Source organism: Klebsiella sp. PL-2018 (assembly GCF_019048985.1).
GTDB classification, from domain to species: domain Bacteria; phylum Pseudomonadota; class Gammaproteobacteria; order Enterobacterales; family Enterobacteriaceae; genus Klebsiella; species Klebsiella michiganensis.
In genome coordinates, this window is the sequence record NZ_CP077673.1 from 1,208,218 (window position 1) to 1,223,575 (window position 15,358).

14 protein-coding genes and 1 tRNA gene are annotated in these 15,358 nt (G+C 57.7%); 7 read left to right on the plus strand and 8 right to left on the minus strand.

Annotated features, from left to right (window positions below):
- Positions 1-15: 15 nt before the first annotated feature.
- The 3 genes from MKleb_RS05625 to proB all read right to left on the minus strand — a co-directional run bounded on the left by MKleb_RS05625 (position 16) and on the right by proB (position 2,571).
- A tRNA-Thr gene (locus MKleb_RS05625) sits at positions 16-91 on the minus strand.
- A 112-nt stretch (positions 92-203) separates the two neighbouring features.
- Positions 204-1,457, minus strand: coding sequence for a glutamate-5-semialdehyde dehydrogenase (gene proA, locus MKleb_RS05630; protein WP_014228088.1), 1,254 nt, complete (start codon positions 1,455-1,457; stop codon positions 204-206).
- A gap of 10 nt (positions 1,458-1,467) precedes the next feature.
- The gene (proB, locus tag MKleb_RS05635) at positions 1,468-2,571 is read right to left on the minus strand and encodes a glutamate 5-kinase (RefSeq protein WP_004848066.1); all 1,104 of its coding nucleotides are present in this window, start codon (positions 2,569-2,571) and stop codon (positions 1,468-1,470) included.
- 290 nt (positions 2,572-2,861) lie between these two features.
- Here proB and phoE point away from each other — a divergent pair, with 290 nt between their 5' ends.
- Positions 2,862-3,914 carry a phosphoporin PhoE gene (gene phoE, locus MKleb_RS05640; protein WP_004129421.1) on the plus strand — a complete coding sequence of 351 codons (1,053 nt, stop codon included), beginning with the start codon at positions 2,862-2,864 and terminating at the stop codon, positions 3,912-3,914.
- Positions 3,915-3,975: 61 nt separating this feature from the next.
- Here the strand turns inward: phoE and MKleb_RS05645 are convergent, their stop codons facing one another.
- Positions 3,976-4,539 carry a C40 family peptidase gene (locus MKleb_RS05645; protein ID WP_217076516.1) on the minus strand — a complete coding sequence of 188 codons (564 nt, stop codon included), beginning with the start codon at positions 4,537-4,539 and terminating at the stop codon, positions 3,976-3,978.
- A gap of 124 nt (positions 4,540-4,663) precedes the next feature.
- Here MKleb_RS05645 and MKleb_RS05650 point away from each other — a divergent pair.
- The 6 genes from MKleb_RS05650 to MKleb_RS05675 all read left to right on the plus strand — a co-directional run bounded on the left by MKleb_RS05650 (position 4,664) and on the right by MKleb_RS05675 (position 11,698).
- A protein-coding gene (locus tag MKleb_RS05650) for an IS1 family transposase (protein ID WP_228740777.1) occupies positions 4,664-5,361 on the plus strand; the annotation gives its coding sequence in 2 pieces (ribosomal slippage) (positions 4,664-4,913 and positions 4,913-5,361; 699 coding nt in all).
- 164 nt (positions 5,362-5,525) lie between these two features.
- Positions 5,526-6,113 carry a common pilus major fimbrillin subunit EcpA gene (gene ecpA, locus MKleb_RS05655; protein WP_049082470.1) on the plus strand — a complete coding sequence of 196 codons (588 nt, stop codon included), beginning with the start codon at positions 5,526-5,528 and terminating at the stop codon, positions 6,111-6,113.
- Positions 6,114-6,172: 59 nt separating this feature from the next.
- Entirely contained in the window at positions 6,173-6,841 is a 669-nt protein-coding gene (locus MKleb_RS05660; RefSeq protein ID WP_014228103.1) for an EcpB family pilus assembly chaperone, read from the plus strand.
- 25 nt (positions 6,842-6,866) lie between these two features.
- Positions 6,867-9,386 carry a fimbrial biogenesis outer membrane usher protein gene (locus tag MKleb_RS05665; RefSeq protein WP_217076518.1) on the plus strand — a complete coding sequence of 840 codons (2,520 nt, stop codon included), beginning with the start codon at positions 6,867-6,869 and terminating at the stop codon, positions 9,384-9,386.
- A gap of 25 nt (positions 9,387-9,411) precedes the next feature.
- Positions 9,412-11,025 carry a fimbrial adhesin EcpD gene (gene ecpD, locus MKleb_RS05670; protein ID WP_217076745.1) on the plus strand — a complete coding sequence of 538 codons (1,614 nt, stop codon included), beginning with the start codon at positions 9,412-9,414 and terminating at the stop codon, positions 11,023-11,025.
- Positions 10,994-11,698, plus strand: coding sequence for a fimbrial biogenesis chaperone (locus MKleb_RS05675; protein ID WP_014837540.1), 705 nt, complete (start codon positions 10,994-10,996; stop codon positions 11,696-11,698). The genes ecpD and MKleb_RS05675 overlap by 32 nt, the downstream gene beginning before the upstream one ends.
- A gap of 27 nt (positions 11,699-11,725) precedes the next feature.
- Here MKleb_RS05675 and MKleb_RS05680 read toward each other — a convergent pair whose 3' ends face one another.
- Genes MKleb_RS05680 through MKleb_RS05695 form a run of 4 tightly spaced genes read right to left on the minus strand, consistent with a single transcriptional unit; the run spans position 11,726 to position 14,789 of the window.
- Positions 11,726-12,409 (minus strand): amino acid ABC transporter permease, encoded by a 684-nt coding sequence (locus MKleb_RS05680; RefSeq protein WP_025107213.1) that lies wholly within the window; start codon positions 12,407-12,409, stop codon positions 11,726-11,728.
- The gene (locus tag MKleb_RS05685; protein WP_014228108.1) at positions 12,399-13,151 is read right to left on the minus strand and encodes an amino acid ABC transporter permease; all 753 of its coding nucleotides are present in this window, start codon (positions 13,149-13,151) and stop codon (positions 12,399-12,401) included. Before MKleb_RS05685 ends, MKleb_RS05680 begins: the two co-directional genes overlap by 11 nt.
- Positions 13,148-13,966 carry an amino acid ABC transporter ATP-binding protein gene (locus tag MKleb_RS05690; protein WP_014837542.1) on the minus strand — a complete coding sequence of 273 codons (819 nt, stop codon included), beginning with the start codon at positions 13,964-13,966 and terminating at the stop codon, positions 13,148-13,150. Before MKleb_RS05690 ends, MKleb_RS05685 begins: the two co-directional genes overlap by 4 nt.
- Positions 13,967-13,979: 13 nt before the next feature.
- A complete protein-coding gene (locus MKleb_RS05695) occupies positions 13,980-14,789 on the minus strand; it encodes an ABC transporter substrate-binding protein (RefSeq protein WP_014228110.1) in 810 nt (269 codons plus the stop codon).
- Between the last annotated feature and the right edge of the window lie 569 nt (positions 14,790-15,358).

Genomic DNA, 15,358 nt, shown 5'->3' on the forward strand with positions numbered 1-15,358 from the left:
TTAAAATAGGTAGGATGGTGCCGATAATAGGAGTCGAACCTACGACCTTCGCATTACGAATGCGCTGCTCTACCAACTGAGCTATATCGGCCCTGCAAGATGTGCTGACGAGCGTAAGCACGGGATAGAAGGTTAAAACTAAGTGGGTGATGCGTCAATGCCCTTGCGAATCAAACGGCTACTTTTGCATCACCCAATTAGCATTAAGCACGAATGGTATCGTCGCCGAAACCAATCCACTTATAGGTCGTCAGGGCTTCCAGGCCCATCGGGCCGCGCGCGTGCAGCTTCTGGGTGCTGACCGCCACTTCCGCGCCGAGGCCAAACTGGCCGCCGTCGGTAAAGCGGGTAGAGGCGTTGACGTACACCGCCGAGGAATCCACCTCGTTGATAAAGCGGTTCGCGTTGCCCAGGGTGCGCGTCAGGATGGCGTCAGAATGCTGGGTGCCGTGCTCGCGAATATGCGCTACCGCTTCATCCTGATCGGCCACCACCTTCACGTTCAGATCCAGCGACAGATACTCATTGTCATACTGCTCCGCTTTCACCGGCTCTACGCTGGCCGGGCCGTTTTGCAGCGCGGGCAGGGAGGCCGCATCGGCGTGCAGGCTGACGCCGCTTTCCGCCATCTGCTTGCTCAGCGCGGGCAGGAAGCGTTCGGCGATATCCTGATGCACCAGCAGCGTTTCGACCGAGTTACAGGCGCTCGGGCGCTGCACTTTGGCGTTAACGATAACCTTCAGCGCTTCGGCCACGTCGGCGGAGTGGTCGATATAAATATGGCAGACGCCGATACCGCCGGTGATCACCGGGATCGTCGACTGCTCGCGGCACAGCTTATGCAAACCTGCGCCGCCGCGCGGGATCAGCATATCGATATACTTATCCATCTTCAGCATCTCGCCGACCAGCGCGCGATCCGGGCTCTCAATCGCCTGCACGGTGGCCGCCGGTAAGCCGCACTCCTGCAGCGCCTGCTGAATCACTTTCACCGTGGCGGCGTTGGTGCGCCAGGTCTCTTTACCGCCGCGCAGAATCGCCGCGTTGCCGGTTTTCAGGCACAAAGAGGCGACGTCGACGGTCACGTTCGGACGGGCTTCATAAATTACGCCCACCACGCCCAGCGGCACGCGGCGACGCTCAATGCGCAGGCCGCTGTCCAGCAGGCCGCCGTCGATTACCTGACCGACCGGGTCCGCCAGGCTGCAGACCTGACGAACATCGTTAGCAATCCCGCTCAGGCGCGCCGGGTTGAGCGCCAGGCGGTCAAGCAGCGCCTCGCTCAAACCGTTGGCGCGCGCTTCCGCCAGATCCTCAGCGTTAGCCCGCAGGATCGCGTCGGTCTGCGCTTCAAGATAGTCGGCAATCTTTTCCAGCACCCGGTTCTTTTCGCGGCTGGAAAGCTGCGCGAGTTTGTACGAGGCCGCTTTGGCAGCAATGCCCATTTGTTCCAGCATTTTCAGCTCCTTAACGGATAATCATGTCGTCACGGTGGACGGCGACCGGGCCGTATTCATAGCCCAGAATGGCATCGATCTGCTGCGAGTGCTGCCCGGCGATGCGGCGCAGCGCATCGCTGTTATAGCGGCTGACGCCGTGGGCGATATCGCGGCCTTCAAGGCTGCGAATGCGGATCACTTCGCCGCGCGAGAAGTTGCCGGTGATGGTTTTAATCCCTTTCGGCAGCAGGGAGCTGCCGCGTTCGAGAATTGCCTGGGTCGCGCCGGCGTCCACGGTAATTTCGCCCGCCGGCGGCGCGCCGAAAATCCAGCGCTTACGGTTTTCCAGCGGCGATTCCTGGGCGTGGAAGCGGGTCCCGACGGAGATGCCCTCCATCACGTCGCCAATCACCCCCGGACGGCTACCGGCGGCGATGATGGTATCGATGCCCGCGCGGCAGGCGACGTCGGCGGCCTGCAGCTTGGTGCCCATACCGCCGGTACCTAAACCGGACACGCTATCGCCCGCGACGGCGCGCAGAGCGTCATCGATGCCGTAAACGTCTTTAATCAGCTCGGCCTGCGGGTTATTGCGCGGGTCGGCGGTGAACAGGCCCTGCTGATCGGTCAGCAGCAGCAGTTTATCGGCGCCGGCGAGAATCGCCGCCAGCGCCGAAAGATTATCGTTATCGCCGACTTTAATCTCGGCGGTCGCCACGGCGTCATTTTCATTAATGACCGGCACGATATTGTTATCCAGCAGCGCGCGCAGGGTATCGCGGGCGTTGAGAAAACGCTCGCGGTCTTCCATATCGGCGCGGGTCAGCAGCATCTGGCCGACGTGAATACCATAAATAGAAAACAGCTGTTCCCACAGCTGGATAAGACGGCTCTGGCCGACCGCCGCCAGCAGCTGTTTCGACGCAATGGTCGCGGGCAGTTCCGGGTAGCCGAGGTGCTCACGTCCGGCGGCGATCGCCCCGGAGGTGACTATCACAATTCGATGACCCATCGCGTGCAGCTGCGCGCACTGGCGCACTAATTCAACGATATGGGCGCGGTTCAGGCGGCGGGATCCGCCCGTTAAAACACTGGTGCCCAGTTTTACCACCAGCGTCTGGCTATCACTCATGATTCTCTGCCGTTCGAAAAGGAGTTTCGATATCGAGTTGATGTTGTAACAGGAGTCAGCCCGCTTGCCAACACCTGGCGTGGTGGACGAACCACTTCATTGCGCGGATCGGGCATTCTGGCGGGGAAGTGTGACACATTCATGACGGAAATAATTTAATACCCTTTTTTAGAAAAAGTTCCATATTGTCATAAATTTTTAATATTAGAGCGTTAAAAAACCTGCAGTTTTTGACGGGGCTTCCGCCCGGAATTGATTAGCGCGTATAAATAAATCACCAGGACTGAATAATGAAAAAGAGCTCACTGGCATTAATGATGATGGGTCTTATTGCTTCTTCGGCTACGCAGGCGGCAGAAGTTTATAATAAAAACGGCAATAAACTGGACGTCTACGGCAAAGTCAAAGCGATGCACTATATGAGCGACTATGACAGCAAAGATGGCGACCAGACCTACGTTCGTTTCGGCATCAAAGGCGAAACGCAGATTAACGACGATCTGACCGGCTACGGCCGCTGGGAATCGGAGTTCTCCGGCAACAAAACTGAAAGCGACTCTTCGCAGAAAACGCGTCTGGCGTTCGCCGGCGTGAAAGTCAAAAACTACGGTTCATTTGACTATGGTCGTAACCTCGGCGCGCTGTACGACGTCGAAGCCTGGACCGATATGTTCCCGGAATTCGGCGGCGACTCTTCCGCGCAGACCGATAACTTTATGACCAAACGCGCCAGCGGCCTGGCAACCTACCGCAATACCGACTTCTTCGGCGTGGTGGATGGCCTGGACCTGACTCTGCAATATCAGGGTAAAAACGAAGGCCGTGAAGCCAAGAAACAGAACGGCGACGGCTTCGGTACCGCCTTAAGCTACGACTTCGGCGGCAGCGACTTCGCCGTCAGCGCGGCCTACACCAGCTCCGATCGCACGAACGATCAGAACCTGCTGGCCCGCGGCACGGGTAAAAAAGCGGAAGCCTGGGCGACCGGCCTGAAATATGACGCCAATAATATCTACCTGGCGACCATGTACTCCGAAACCCGCAAAATGACGCCAATCAGCGGCGGTTTTGCCAATAAAGCGCAGAACTTTGAAGCCGTGGCGCAGTACCAGTTCGATTTCGGCCTGCGTCCGTCCCTGGGCTACGTGCTGTCAAAAGGCAAGGATATTGAGGGCGTGGGGAGCGAAGACCTGGTCAACTACATTGACGTTGGCGTGACCTATTACTTCAACAAAAACATGAACGCCTTTGTGGATTACAAAATCAACCAGCTGAAGAGCGATAATAAGCTCGGGATCAACGATGACGATATCGTCGCTGTCGGTATGACCTACCAGTTCTAAGCCGTCGCCGGTAAAAAACAATAAAGCCGCCGTGGTGACAGGGCGGCTTTATTCTTGCTGATTAACGGTTTTTCGCCAGATGCAGATTATCGTTATTCATCGTGATCTGCGCGTTATATTCCTTCGGCAGGCGGCGCGCCTGATAAAATACCGATTGCCAGTACGGATTATCCAGCGAAGAGCGCATCACGCCCTGGCTGGTGGAGGCATGGAGGAAATTACGGTCGGTATCATAGAAGCCGACGTGCATGCCGCCTTTAATACGGAAGAAAACCAAATCTCCCGGCCGCAGCTGCCGCGGGCTCACGCGTTCTCCCATATGCAGCAGTTCGCGGGTGGTGATGCGCTCCATCGGCAGGTTGAAGCGATCTTTGAGCGTACGCCAGACAAACCCGGAGCAGTCGACCACGCTTTGCTCCGTCCCGCCCCATTCGTAGGGCGTTCCCTCCCAGGTATGCATCTGATCGTGCAGCGCGGCGATCACCGGGATCAGATCGTCAGAACCTCCGTCGATGGTCGCGTGGCTACTCTGGGCGGCGGTTTTATGCGGTTTCGATGAGGATGAACATCCTGCCAAAAGCAAAAAAGGAACAAATAATAGCGCGTGAGAGAGTCTGGGCTTCATATCATTGTTTTTCGTCACTGAAAACGGGCCGTGATATTTTATAGCCGATTCGCTACGGCCTCAGAATGAGGTAATGGTGCCAACTTACTGATTTAGTGTATGATGGTGTTTTTGAGGTGCTCCAGTGGCTTCTGTTTCCATCAGCTGTCCCTCCTGTTCAGCTACTGAAGGCGTCGTACGTAACGGTAAAAGTACTGCCGGACATCAGCGCTATCTCTGCTCTCACTGTCGTAAAACATGGCAAATCAGCTTCACTTACACCGCATCACAACCCGGAACACACCAGAATATCATTGATATGGCCATGAATGGCGTCGGATGCAGGGCTACCGCCCGCATTATGGGCGTTGGCCTCAACACGATTTTACGACACTTAAAAAACTCAGGCCGCAGTCGGTAAACTCACGCATACAACCGGGCAGTGACGTCATTGTTTGCGCGGAAATGGACGAACAGTGGGGTTACGTCGGCGCTAAATCACGCCAGCGCTGGTTGTTTTACGCGTATGACAGGATACGGAGGACGGTTGTGGCGCACGTATTCGGTGAACGCACGTTGGCCACGCTGGAGCGTCTTCTTGGCCTGCTGTCGGCCTTTGAGGTCGTGGTATGGATGACGGATGGCTGGCCGCTTTATGAATCACGCCTGAAGGGAGAACTGCACGTTATCAGCAAGCGATATACGCAGCGCATTGAGCGGCATAACCTGAATCTGAGGCAGCATCTGGCAAGGCTGGGCAGGAAGTCACTGTCGTTCTCAAAATCGGTGGAGCTGCATGACAAAGTCATCGGGCATTATCTGAACATAAAACACTATCAGTAAGTTGGAGTCATTACCTAATAAACGTTGTTTTTAAAATTGTGCACCAGGTCGTAACACCCAAAATAATTTGCGTCGCAGATAATAATGATGCGGCCTGAACTATGGCGGGAATGCACACAGACGTGGGACATCAGGTCCCTTAATAAACTCAGGATGAAAAAGCTATGAAAAAAAAGGTTCTTGCAATTGCTCTGGTAACCGCGTTTGCCGGTATGGGTGTCGCTCAGGCAGCTGACGTTACTGCTCAGGCAGTCGCTACCTGGTCCGCAACCGCCAAAAAAGACACTACCAGCAAGCTGGTGGTGACTCCGCTGGGCAGCCTGGCTTTCCAGTATGCCGAAGGGATTAAAGGCTTTAACTCACAGAAAGGCCTGTTTGATGTGGCTATCGAAGGCGACGCCACCGCGACCGCATTCAAACTGACCTCTCGTCTGATCACCAACACCCTGACTCAGCTGGATACCTCTGGTTCCACCCTGAGCGTGGGCGTTGACTACAACGGCGCTGCGGTCGAAAAAACGGCTGACACCACCATGATCGACACCGCGGCGGGCATCCTGGGCGGCAACCTCAGCGCGCTGTCTAACGGCTATAACGTCGCGGGTCGTACTACCGCTCAGGACGGCTTCACGTTCTCCATCATCAGCGGCACCACCGATGGCACAGCTGCTGTTACTGACTACAGCTCCCTGCCGGAAGGTATCTGGAGCGGTGACGTCAGCGTACAGTTCGACGCGACCTGGACCAGCTGATCCTCTCGTAGCACCAGGCAGGGGGGCTCCCCCTGCCTTATTTCACGGATTGAATTCATATGAAAAAACACATTCTGGCCATCGGCCTGTTGCTCAGCACAATGACGCCAGCCCTGGCGCTGGATGTGGGCGATATCTCTTCATTTATGAACAGCGGCAGCAGCACGCTGAGCAAAGAGATCAAGAACACGACCGACAGCGGTCGCTTAATTAACATCCATATGGAACGCCTCTCTTCGCCGCTGGACGGTGGCAAGGTGATCCCGATGGATAAGCAGGACGAGATTTTACTGACCCCCGCCAGTCTGCTGCTGCCCGCGAAGGCCAGCGACGTGATCCGCTTTTTCTACAAAGGCCCGGCGGACGATAAAGAACGCTATTACCGCATTGTCTGGTTCGATCAGGCGCTCAGCGATGCTCAGCGCAATGGCTCGACCCGCAGCGCGGTAGCGACGGCCTCGGCGCGGATCGGCACCATCCTGGTGGTCGCGCCAAGAAAAGCCAACTTCCGCTATCAGTACGCCAACGGCACGCTGGTCAATACCGGTAACGCGACGTTGCGCATTCTTGCCTACGGCCCGTGTCTGAAGCCGGCTGACGGTAAAGAGTGCAAGGAAAATTATTTCCTGATGCCGGGAAAAGAACGGCGCTTCACGCGCGTGAATGTGGCGGATAAAAAAGGACGGGTCGCGCTCTGGCAGGGCGAGCAGTTTGTTCCCGTGAAATAGACATTTCTTCTGACGGATCAACATTATGGCTCTACCAGGGAACGCTCCAGGATTAAAAACACTCCTTGCCTCCGGCATGGTCATTTTGCTGGTTCCGTTTAGCGTCACTGCCGCCACCGACAAAGTACAGCAAATCGGCGGCGTGATTATCCCTCAGGCCTTCAGCCAGGCGCTGCAGGACGGAATGAGCATCCCACTGTTTATTCATCTTGAAGGCAGCACCGGTACCCAGGACGATCAGCGGATCGGCAATGCCTTTATCTGGCTGGATAATGGCGTTCTGCGCGTTCGGCAGATTCAGCTGGAAGAAAACGATAATAACGCCACCGTCAGCGAGCAGACCCGCAAACAGCTGACCGCGCTGGCCAATGAAGCTTTCAGCAAAGATCTTAACATTAGCCTGACGGATGACGCCCGGCTACAGCTCAGCCTGCGCCAGCTGCTCCTGCAACTGGTGGTAAAAAAAGAGGCGCTGGGTACGGTGCTGCGCTCGCGCAGCGAAGATATCGGTCAGTCCAGCGTCAACACCCTTAGCAGCACCCTGAACTATAACCTCGGGGTCTATAACAACCAGATGCGCAACGGCGGCAATAACACCTCCAGCTATCTGTCGCTGAACAACGTCACCGCGCTGCGCGAGCACCACGTGGTGCTGGACGGCTCGCTTTACGGTATTGGCTCCGGCAATCAGGACAGCGACGTCTATAAAGCGATGTATGAACGCGACTTTGCCGGTCACCGCTTTGCGGGCGGGATGCTGGATACCTGGAATTTACAGTCCCTTGGCCCGATGACCGCCGTTTCGGCAGGGAAGATCTACGGCGCTTCTTGGGGCAACCAGGCCAGTTCGACGGTGTTCGATAACACCCAGTCGGCTACGCCGGTGGTCGCCTTTTTACCCGCCGCCGGGGAAGTCCATCTGACCCGCGACGGACGCCTGATGAGCGTGCAGAACTTTGCCATGGGTAACCATGAAGTCGACACCCGCGGCCTGCCGTACGGGATTTATGATGTCGATGTTGAAGTGATTGTGAACGGCCGGGTGGTCAGCAAACGCACCCAGCGGGTCAATAAATTGTTCAGCCGCGGACGCGGCGCCGGCGCGCCGCTGGCCTGGCAATTCTGGGGCGGCAGCTTCCATATGGATCGCTGGTCCGAAAGCGGTAAAAAAACGCTTTCGGCAAAAGATAGCTGGCTGGCGGGGGCCTCGGCCTCCGGGTCGTTCAGCACCTTAAGCTGGGCGGCCACCGGCTACGGCTATGATAACAACGCCGTCGCCGAGACGCGCCTGACCCTGCCGATCACCGAGTCCATTAACGTGAACCTGCAGAATATGCTGGCCAGCGACAGCTCCTGGAGCAGCATCGGCAGCATCAGCGCCACGCTGCCCGGCGGCTTTAGTTCGGTGTGGGTCAACCAGGAAAAAACGCAGATTGGCGACCGGATACGGCGCAGTAATGCCGACAACCGGGCTATCGGCGGCACGCTGAACCTCAATTCACTCTGGTCAAAGCTGGGTACCTTCAGCATCAGCTATAACGACGACCGCCGCTATAACAGCCATTACTACACGGCGGATTACTACCAGACGCTTTACACCGGCTCATGGGGATCGCTGGGCCTGCGCGCGGGCGTACAGCGCTTTAATAACGGCGACAGCAGCGCCAGCACCGGGAAATATATTGCGCTCGATTTCTCGCTGCCGCTCGGCAACTGGTTCAGCGCCGGGATGACGCACCAGAACGGTTACACCATGGCCAACCTGTCGGCGCGTAAACAGTTTGATGAAGGCAGTATTCGCACCATCGGCGCGAACGTTTCGCGCGCCATTTCCGGCGATACCGGCGATGACAAAACCCTCAGCGGCGGCGCGTATGCTCAGTTTGATACCCGCTACTCCACCGGCACGCTGAATGTGAACAGCGGCGTGGATGGCTATGTGAACACCAACCTGACCGCCAACGGCAGCGTGGGCTGGCAGGGGAAAAATATCGCCGCCAGCGGCCGCACCGATGGCAACGCCGGGGTGATTTTCAAAACCGGCCTTGAGGATGACGGCAAGCTTAGCGCCAAGGTTAACGGCCGCATTGTGCAGCTCTCCGGCAACCGTAATTACCTGCCGCTGTCGCCGTACAGCCGTTATGAAGTGGAGCTGCAGAACAGTAAAAACTCGCTCGATAGCTACGATATCGTGACCGGGCGTAAGAGCCAGTTGACCCTTTATCCGGGCAACGTGGCGGTGATTGAGCCGGAAGTGAAGCAGATGGTGACGGTCTCCGGGCGTATCCGCGCGGAAGACGGCACGCTGCTGGCTAACGCGCGGATTAATAACCATATCGGTCGTACCCGCACCGATGAGAACGGTGAGTTTGTGATGGACGTGGATAAAAAATATCCCACCATCGATTTCAGTTACGGTAAAAACCAGAGCTGCGAAGTGGCGCTGGAGCTGAGCCAGGCGCGCGGCGCGGTGTGGGTGGGCGATGTGGTCTGTAGCGGCCTCTCCACCTATGCCCGCACGCAGCAGACAGGAGAAGGTAATTAAAGCTAAATGGCTGGCATGTTTAGTGATGTTCACGGCGGCGCTGTGCGTGACGCGGGTCAACGCCGCGGTCACCAAAACCACCTGGCCGGATGCGGCGACTATGCAGTTTGTTTTCGTGGAAAACAACTCGGACGATAACTTCTTTGTCACCCCGGGCGGCGGGCTGGACCCGCGCATGACCGGGGCTAACCGCTGGACCGGGCTGAAATATAACGGCTCGGGCACCATTTATCAGCAGAGCCTGGGCTATATCGACAATGGCTATAACACCGGTCTGTACGCCAACTGGTTCTTCGATATGTGGCTGGATAACTCTCCCGCATCTCATCCGTTACAGGGGCTGCGCTGTATCAACTGGTATGCGGGCTGCGATATGGCCACCAGCCTGATTCTGCCGCAAACCAGCGATGCCAGCGGCTTCTACGGCGCGACGGTGACCCCCGGCGGACAAAAGTGGATGCACGGCATGATGTCCGACGCTTTCTACCAGTATCTGCAGCAGATGTCGGTGGGCAGCAGCTTCTCGATGACCATCAACTCCTGCATGACGTCGGTGAGCTACGACGCCAGCAGCGGCGCGCGCTGTAAAGATCAGGCTTCAGGTTACTGGTACGTGCGCAAAGTCACCCATACTAAAGCGGCAAACCTGAAGCTGATTAACACCCATGCGCTGGCGGAAGTCTTTATCAACAGCGACGGGGTCCCGACGCTGGGCGAGGGGAACGCCGACTGCCGCACCCAGACTATCGGCTCCCGTTCCGGTCTGAGCTGCAAAATGGTGAACTATAATTTGCAGCACAATGGCCTGAGTAATACCTCAATTCATATTTTTCCGGCAATCAGCAACTCGGCGCTGGCTTCCGCGGTCGGAAGTTATGATATGCAGTTCAGCCTGGATGGGAATTCATGGAAGCCGGTGAGCGGCATCTCCCAGTACTATACGTTTAATGAGATGAAATCATCTGACTCGGTTTACGTATTTTTCTCGAGCAACTTTTTTAAGCAGATGGTCACGCTGGGCATCAGCGACGTGAACACCAAAGACCTGTTTAATTTCCGTTTCTATAACACCACCTCGCCGGAGTCAGGCTGGTACGAGTTTTCGACCTCCAACACCCTGATTATTAAACCGCGCGACTTCAGCATCAGCATTATTTCCGATGAGTACATTTCGGCGCCGACGCGCGAAGGCTACGTGGGCAGCGGCGAGCCGTCGCTGGACTTTGGCTATATTGTCACCACCAGCGGCAAAACCGCCGCCGATGAAGTGCTCATTAAAGTGACCGGGCCAACGCAGGCGATCGGCGGACGTTCATACTGTATTTTTAGTTCACCCGACGGCACGTCGAGAGTACCGTTCCCGGCGACGCTGGCGTTTACCACCCAGACCGGGACCATCAAAACCTACGATGCCGGATGCGATGATACCTGGCGCGATATGACCGACGCCCTGTGGTTAACCACGCCGTGGACGGATATTTCCGGCGACGTCGGTCAGATGGACAAAACGACGGTGACGTTTTCCATTCCGATGGATAACCCGATATCGCTGCGCACGGTGGAAGATAACGGCTGGTTTGGTGAAGTGAGTGCTTCAGGAGAAATTCATGTTCAGGCGACGTGGCGTAACATTAACTAATTTGCTGCGGATGCTTATCTGCCTGCTGTCGCTCGGCTTCGCGACCGCGGCGCAGGCCATCTCGGTGGGTAATTTAACTTTCTCGCTGGCGGCGGAAGATAACTTCGCGTCTAAACGGGTGATTAATAACAATAAAAGCGCCCGACTGTATCGGGTTTCTATTGTCGCTATCGACCGCCCCGGCGGCAAAGAGGTGCGTTCTCGCCCGGCGGACGGCGAGCTGCTGTTTGCCCCGCGTCAGCTTACCCTGCAGGCGGGGGAGAGCGAGTATTTTAAGTTTTACTACCACGGCCCGAAAGATGACCGTGAGCGCTATTACCGGGTCTCCTTTCGTGAAATACCCACCCGCAATTACGTGATGCGCAATAAAAGCGGTACCGAGGTGAGTATGGATCCGGTGGTGGTGATGGACACGATTCTGGTTGTGCGCCCGCGCGAGGTACGGTTCAAGTGGGCCTACGATCGGGCGGCGGGCACCGTCAGCAATACCGGGAATACCTGGTTTAAGCTGCTGATCAAGCCCGGGTGCGATACGACGGAAGAGGAAGGGGATGCATGGTATTTACGGCCCGGGGACGTTGTTCGCCAGGCCTCGCTGCGCCAACCGGGGAACCACTACATCATCTATAACGATAAATTTATAAAAATGACCAAAGACTGCCCGGTGAACTAACCGGGCAGCTTTTTTCGCGCTTCGTCGCTAAACCGTACGCCCGGCATAGCGGCGGTTCGCCAGCAGGCTCAGGCCGCAGCACAGCAGATAATAAACCGCGCCGGTAAAGACAAATATCGCCAGCGGGTAAATCTGCACCCGGTTATTGACCTGCCCGGCGACGGTGGTCAGTTCCGGCACGTTGACGATAAACGCCAGCGACGTGTCTTTGAGCAGCCCGATAAATATCCCTACCAGCGAGGGCTGAACGTTGCGCAGAGCCTGCGGCAGCAGAATAAGGCGCAGCGTCTGTCCGGGGGCAAAACCCTGGGTCAGCGCCGCTTCGTACTGCCCGCGGGGCAGCGATTGCAGGCCCGCCAGCACCGAGTGCATCACCGACGCGGCGGTAAACCACGCCAGCGCCACCGTGACGGTGACCGCGCCCGGCAGGTCGCTGCCGGTGAGCATGGGGAGCAGATACCACAGCCAGAAAATGACGAAGATCAGCGGGATGCCGCGAATAATCTCCGCCCACAGGAAGAGCAGCCGCCGCACGATCCCGTCGTAGCGCCAGGCGATGGCCGCCAGCAGCACGCCCCCCGGCAGCGCCAGCGCGGCGGCGCCGACTGCCATCAGCAGCGTCAGCACCACGCCGCCGGGAATACCGTCCGCCAGCCGTCCCCACAGCAGATAATCGAGGTTATCAACGATAACCGCCAGGTTAGCGTTCATAGCCGGCTCTCCTTTGCTGATCCCTTCCCGGACCGAGACGCGTCAGCGCCACGCCCATGAGCACCCCAAGCGCCAGATACAGCGCGGTGCCGACGGCAAACGCCTCCAGCGCATGCGCGTTGTAGCTCTCGATTTGCCGCACCTGATAGGTCAGTTCGGCGAAGCCGATACCGCTCGCCAGCGAGGAGAGCTTCATCAGGTTCAGATACTGGCCGATAATCGGCTGCCAGGCGTTAGCCAGCCCCTGCGGCAGCAGAATGTGGCGCAGCTCCTGCCACGGCGTAAACCCCTGCGACAGCGCCGCTTCCCGCTGGCCGTGGCTAACGGCGCGCAGCCCGGAGGCGATCTCTTCGATCAGAAACGCCGAAGTAAAGACCCCGAGTCCCCACATTGAGCAGAGAAACTCCGGCGTCAGCCACCAGACGTTGCCCGGCAGAATCGACCAGCTGTGGTCGTCGTTGATAAAATCTCGCGCCCCCAGCGGCAGCAGATTCCAGGCGGCAAAATACCAGAACAGCAGCTGGACCAGCAGCGGCGTATTGCGGAACAGTGAAACCCAGGCCGCCACCAGCCAGCGGCCGGGCCTTCCGCCCCCGAGACGCAGCGCCAGCAGCAGGACGGCCAGCACGGTCGCCAGAATCATCCCCGCGACGCTGACCCAGACGGTGGTGAGAAAACCGGAGATGATCCACTGCAGCGGCTGCCCGCTCAGCACGCCATGCCAGTCGAGATGTGGGATCACGCCTCACTCTCCTGGTGCAGCGGATCGAGCACCTTCTGCAGGAAACGGCGGGTGCGGGCGTGCTGCGGCCGGGCGAAAAACTCGGCCGGCGGCGCGACTTCGAGAATATCGCCGCCATCGATAAACACCACCCGATCGGCAATCTCGCGGGCGAACTGCATCTCGTGGGTCACCACCACCATGGTGATCCCGCTGTGGGCGAGGGTTTTCATGACCTGCAGCACTTCGCCGATCATCTCCGGGTCCAGCGCCGACGTGGGTTCATCGAACAGAATGATTTGCGGCGAGGAGGCGAGGGCGCGGGCGATCGCCACCCGCTGCTGCTGACCGCCCGAGAGCTGGGCAGGCATCTGCCGGGCTTTATCCGCCAGGCCAACCTGGCTGAGCAGCGCCAGAGAGCGCTCGCGGGCGGCGCTTTTGCTCCAGCCGTGAACGCGTTCCAGCGCGAGGGTAATATTCTCCTGCGCCGTCAGGTGGGCGTAGAGATTAAACTGCTGAAAAACGAAGCCGACCCGGCTGCGCAGCTGGCGCAGGGCGCTGCCGGTAAGCTGGCGCGTCGGTTTGCCGTCGATCAGAATCTCGCCGCCGCTAAGGGATTCCAGCTGATTGATCAGGCGGATCAGGGTCGATTTGCCCGATCCCGAAGGGCCGAGGATCGCCACTACTTCGCCGGGTTCAACCTGTAAATTTACGCCGTTCAGCACCCGATGGTCGCCGTAGCTTTTGGCGACATCGCGAAACTCAATGCTGGCGCGCTGCAGATGCGAAAAATCCGCGGACGATGCCGCGGAGCGTGAAAATAGAGCCGATAACATCATCTTTCTCTGCTTATTTCGCTTCGATAGTAAAGGCGCGCGGCTGCGGGGTTTTGGTGCTCGGGCCAAACCAGACGTCGTAAATTTTGGCCGCTTCACCGGTTTTTTCCAGCTTGACCAGCTCGTCATTGACCGCTTTCAGCAGGGCCGGTTCGCCTTTCTTCACGCCGACGCCAATCTCTTCTTTGCTCAGCAGGTCGGGGATGATTTTGAAGTTAGCCTTGTCCGGCGCTTCCGCCAGCAGTCCGGCGAGGATGGTGCTGTCCTGGGTGATGGCCTGCACGTTGCCGTTACGCAGGGCGGTCAGCGCCAGCGGAATATCGTCATAAGAGAGCACGCGCGACTGCGGGAAACGCTGATGCAGCGCCTGTTCGCCGGTGGTGCCTTTTACCGCGCCGATGCGCGCTTTGCTGTAATCATCGAGCTTATCCGGCGATTTTGCCGGGACGAGGAACTGCTGGCCGGTCACGAAGTAAGGCGTTGAGAAATCAATCACCTGGGCGCGTTCCGGGGTGATGGTAATATCGGCGACGATCAGGTCGGCCTTACCGGACTGCAGCAGCGGAATGCGGTTGGCCGGGTTGGTGGCGACCAGCTCCAGCTTGACGCCGAGCGATTTTGCCAGCGCTTCGGCGAAGTCCACGTCGTAGCCGACGATTTTATGCGTTTTCGGGTCTACCGAGCCGAACGGCGGGTTGGCGTCGAAGGTGGCGACTTTGACCACGCCGGCGGCTTTGATATCGGCTAATTGATCGGCTTGAGCCTGCGCGGCGAGCACCAGCATGCCCAGCGCCAGCGCGATTTTTGTTTTTGCAATGCGCATTGTTATTCCCCTGAATCCCTGTTTTGTTTTGTGTTTATCACGCTCCCACAAATCGCCCGTCGGCGGCAAAGAAGAAAAAGTTCTTATCTATAACGAAAAAGAACTTAACAAAGTTGTGGATATTGTTTACCCGGCTCTGTGCTACCAAACTGGGGAGACATTCCGTCAGCTATTGGTATCTTTCTGAAATCACAAGACTCGCAGCGATGCCCTGGTGCCCGCTGAAATCGGCGAACCGGAGGTCGGAAGACAAGGGCTGGCCGCCAGGGATGGCGGCCAGAGGCGAATCGAGACAGTGATGTCGAGTTGAGCCGACCGCAGGCTGAGGACCGGGAGGTGAGCGCAGTGCGCAGCACCGATTTCTTTGCGGGACCGCGGGGATTGTAAAGGGGGAGACGGTTTTCTCCCCCTTTACCCGTTCACGGGTAACGGTGAGGCATTTTCTGCAGATTGCGAGTGAACGGAACCCTTACGCATAGAATTACAAATCAGGCTCCGGCAAACGCTGCGGGTCCTTCCCAGCCTGCGCTGCGCTTGGCTGGGCTACGGGGTCTCAGTCGTCTGGGGTC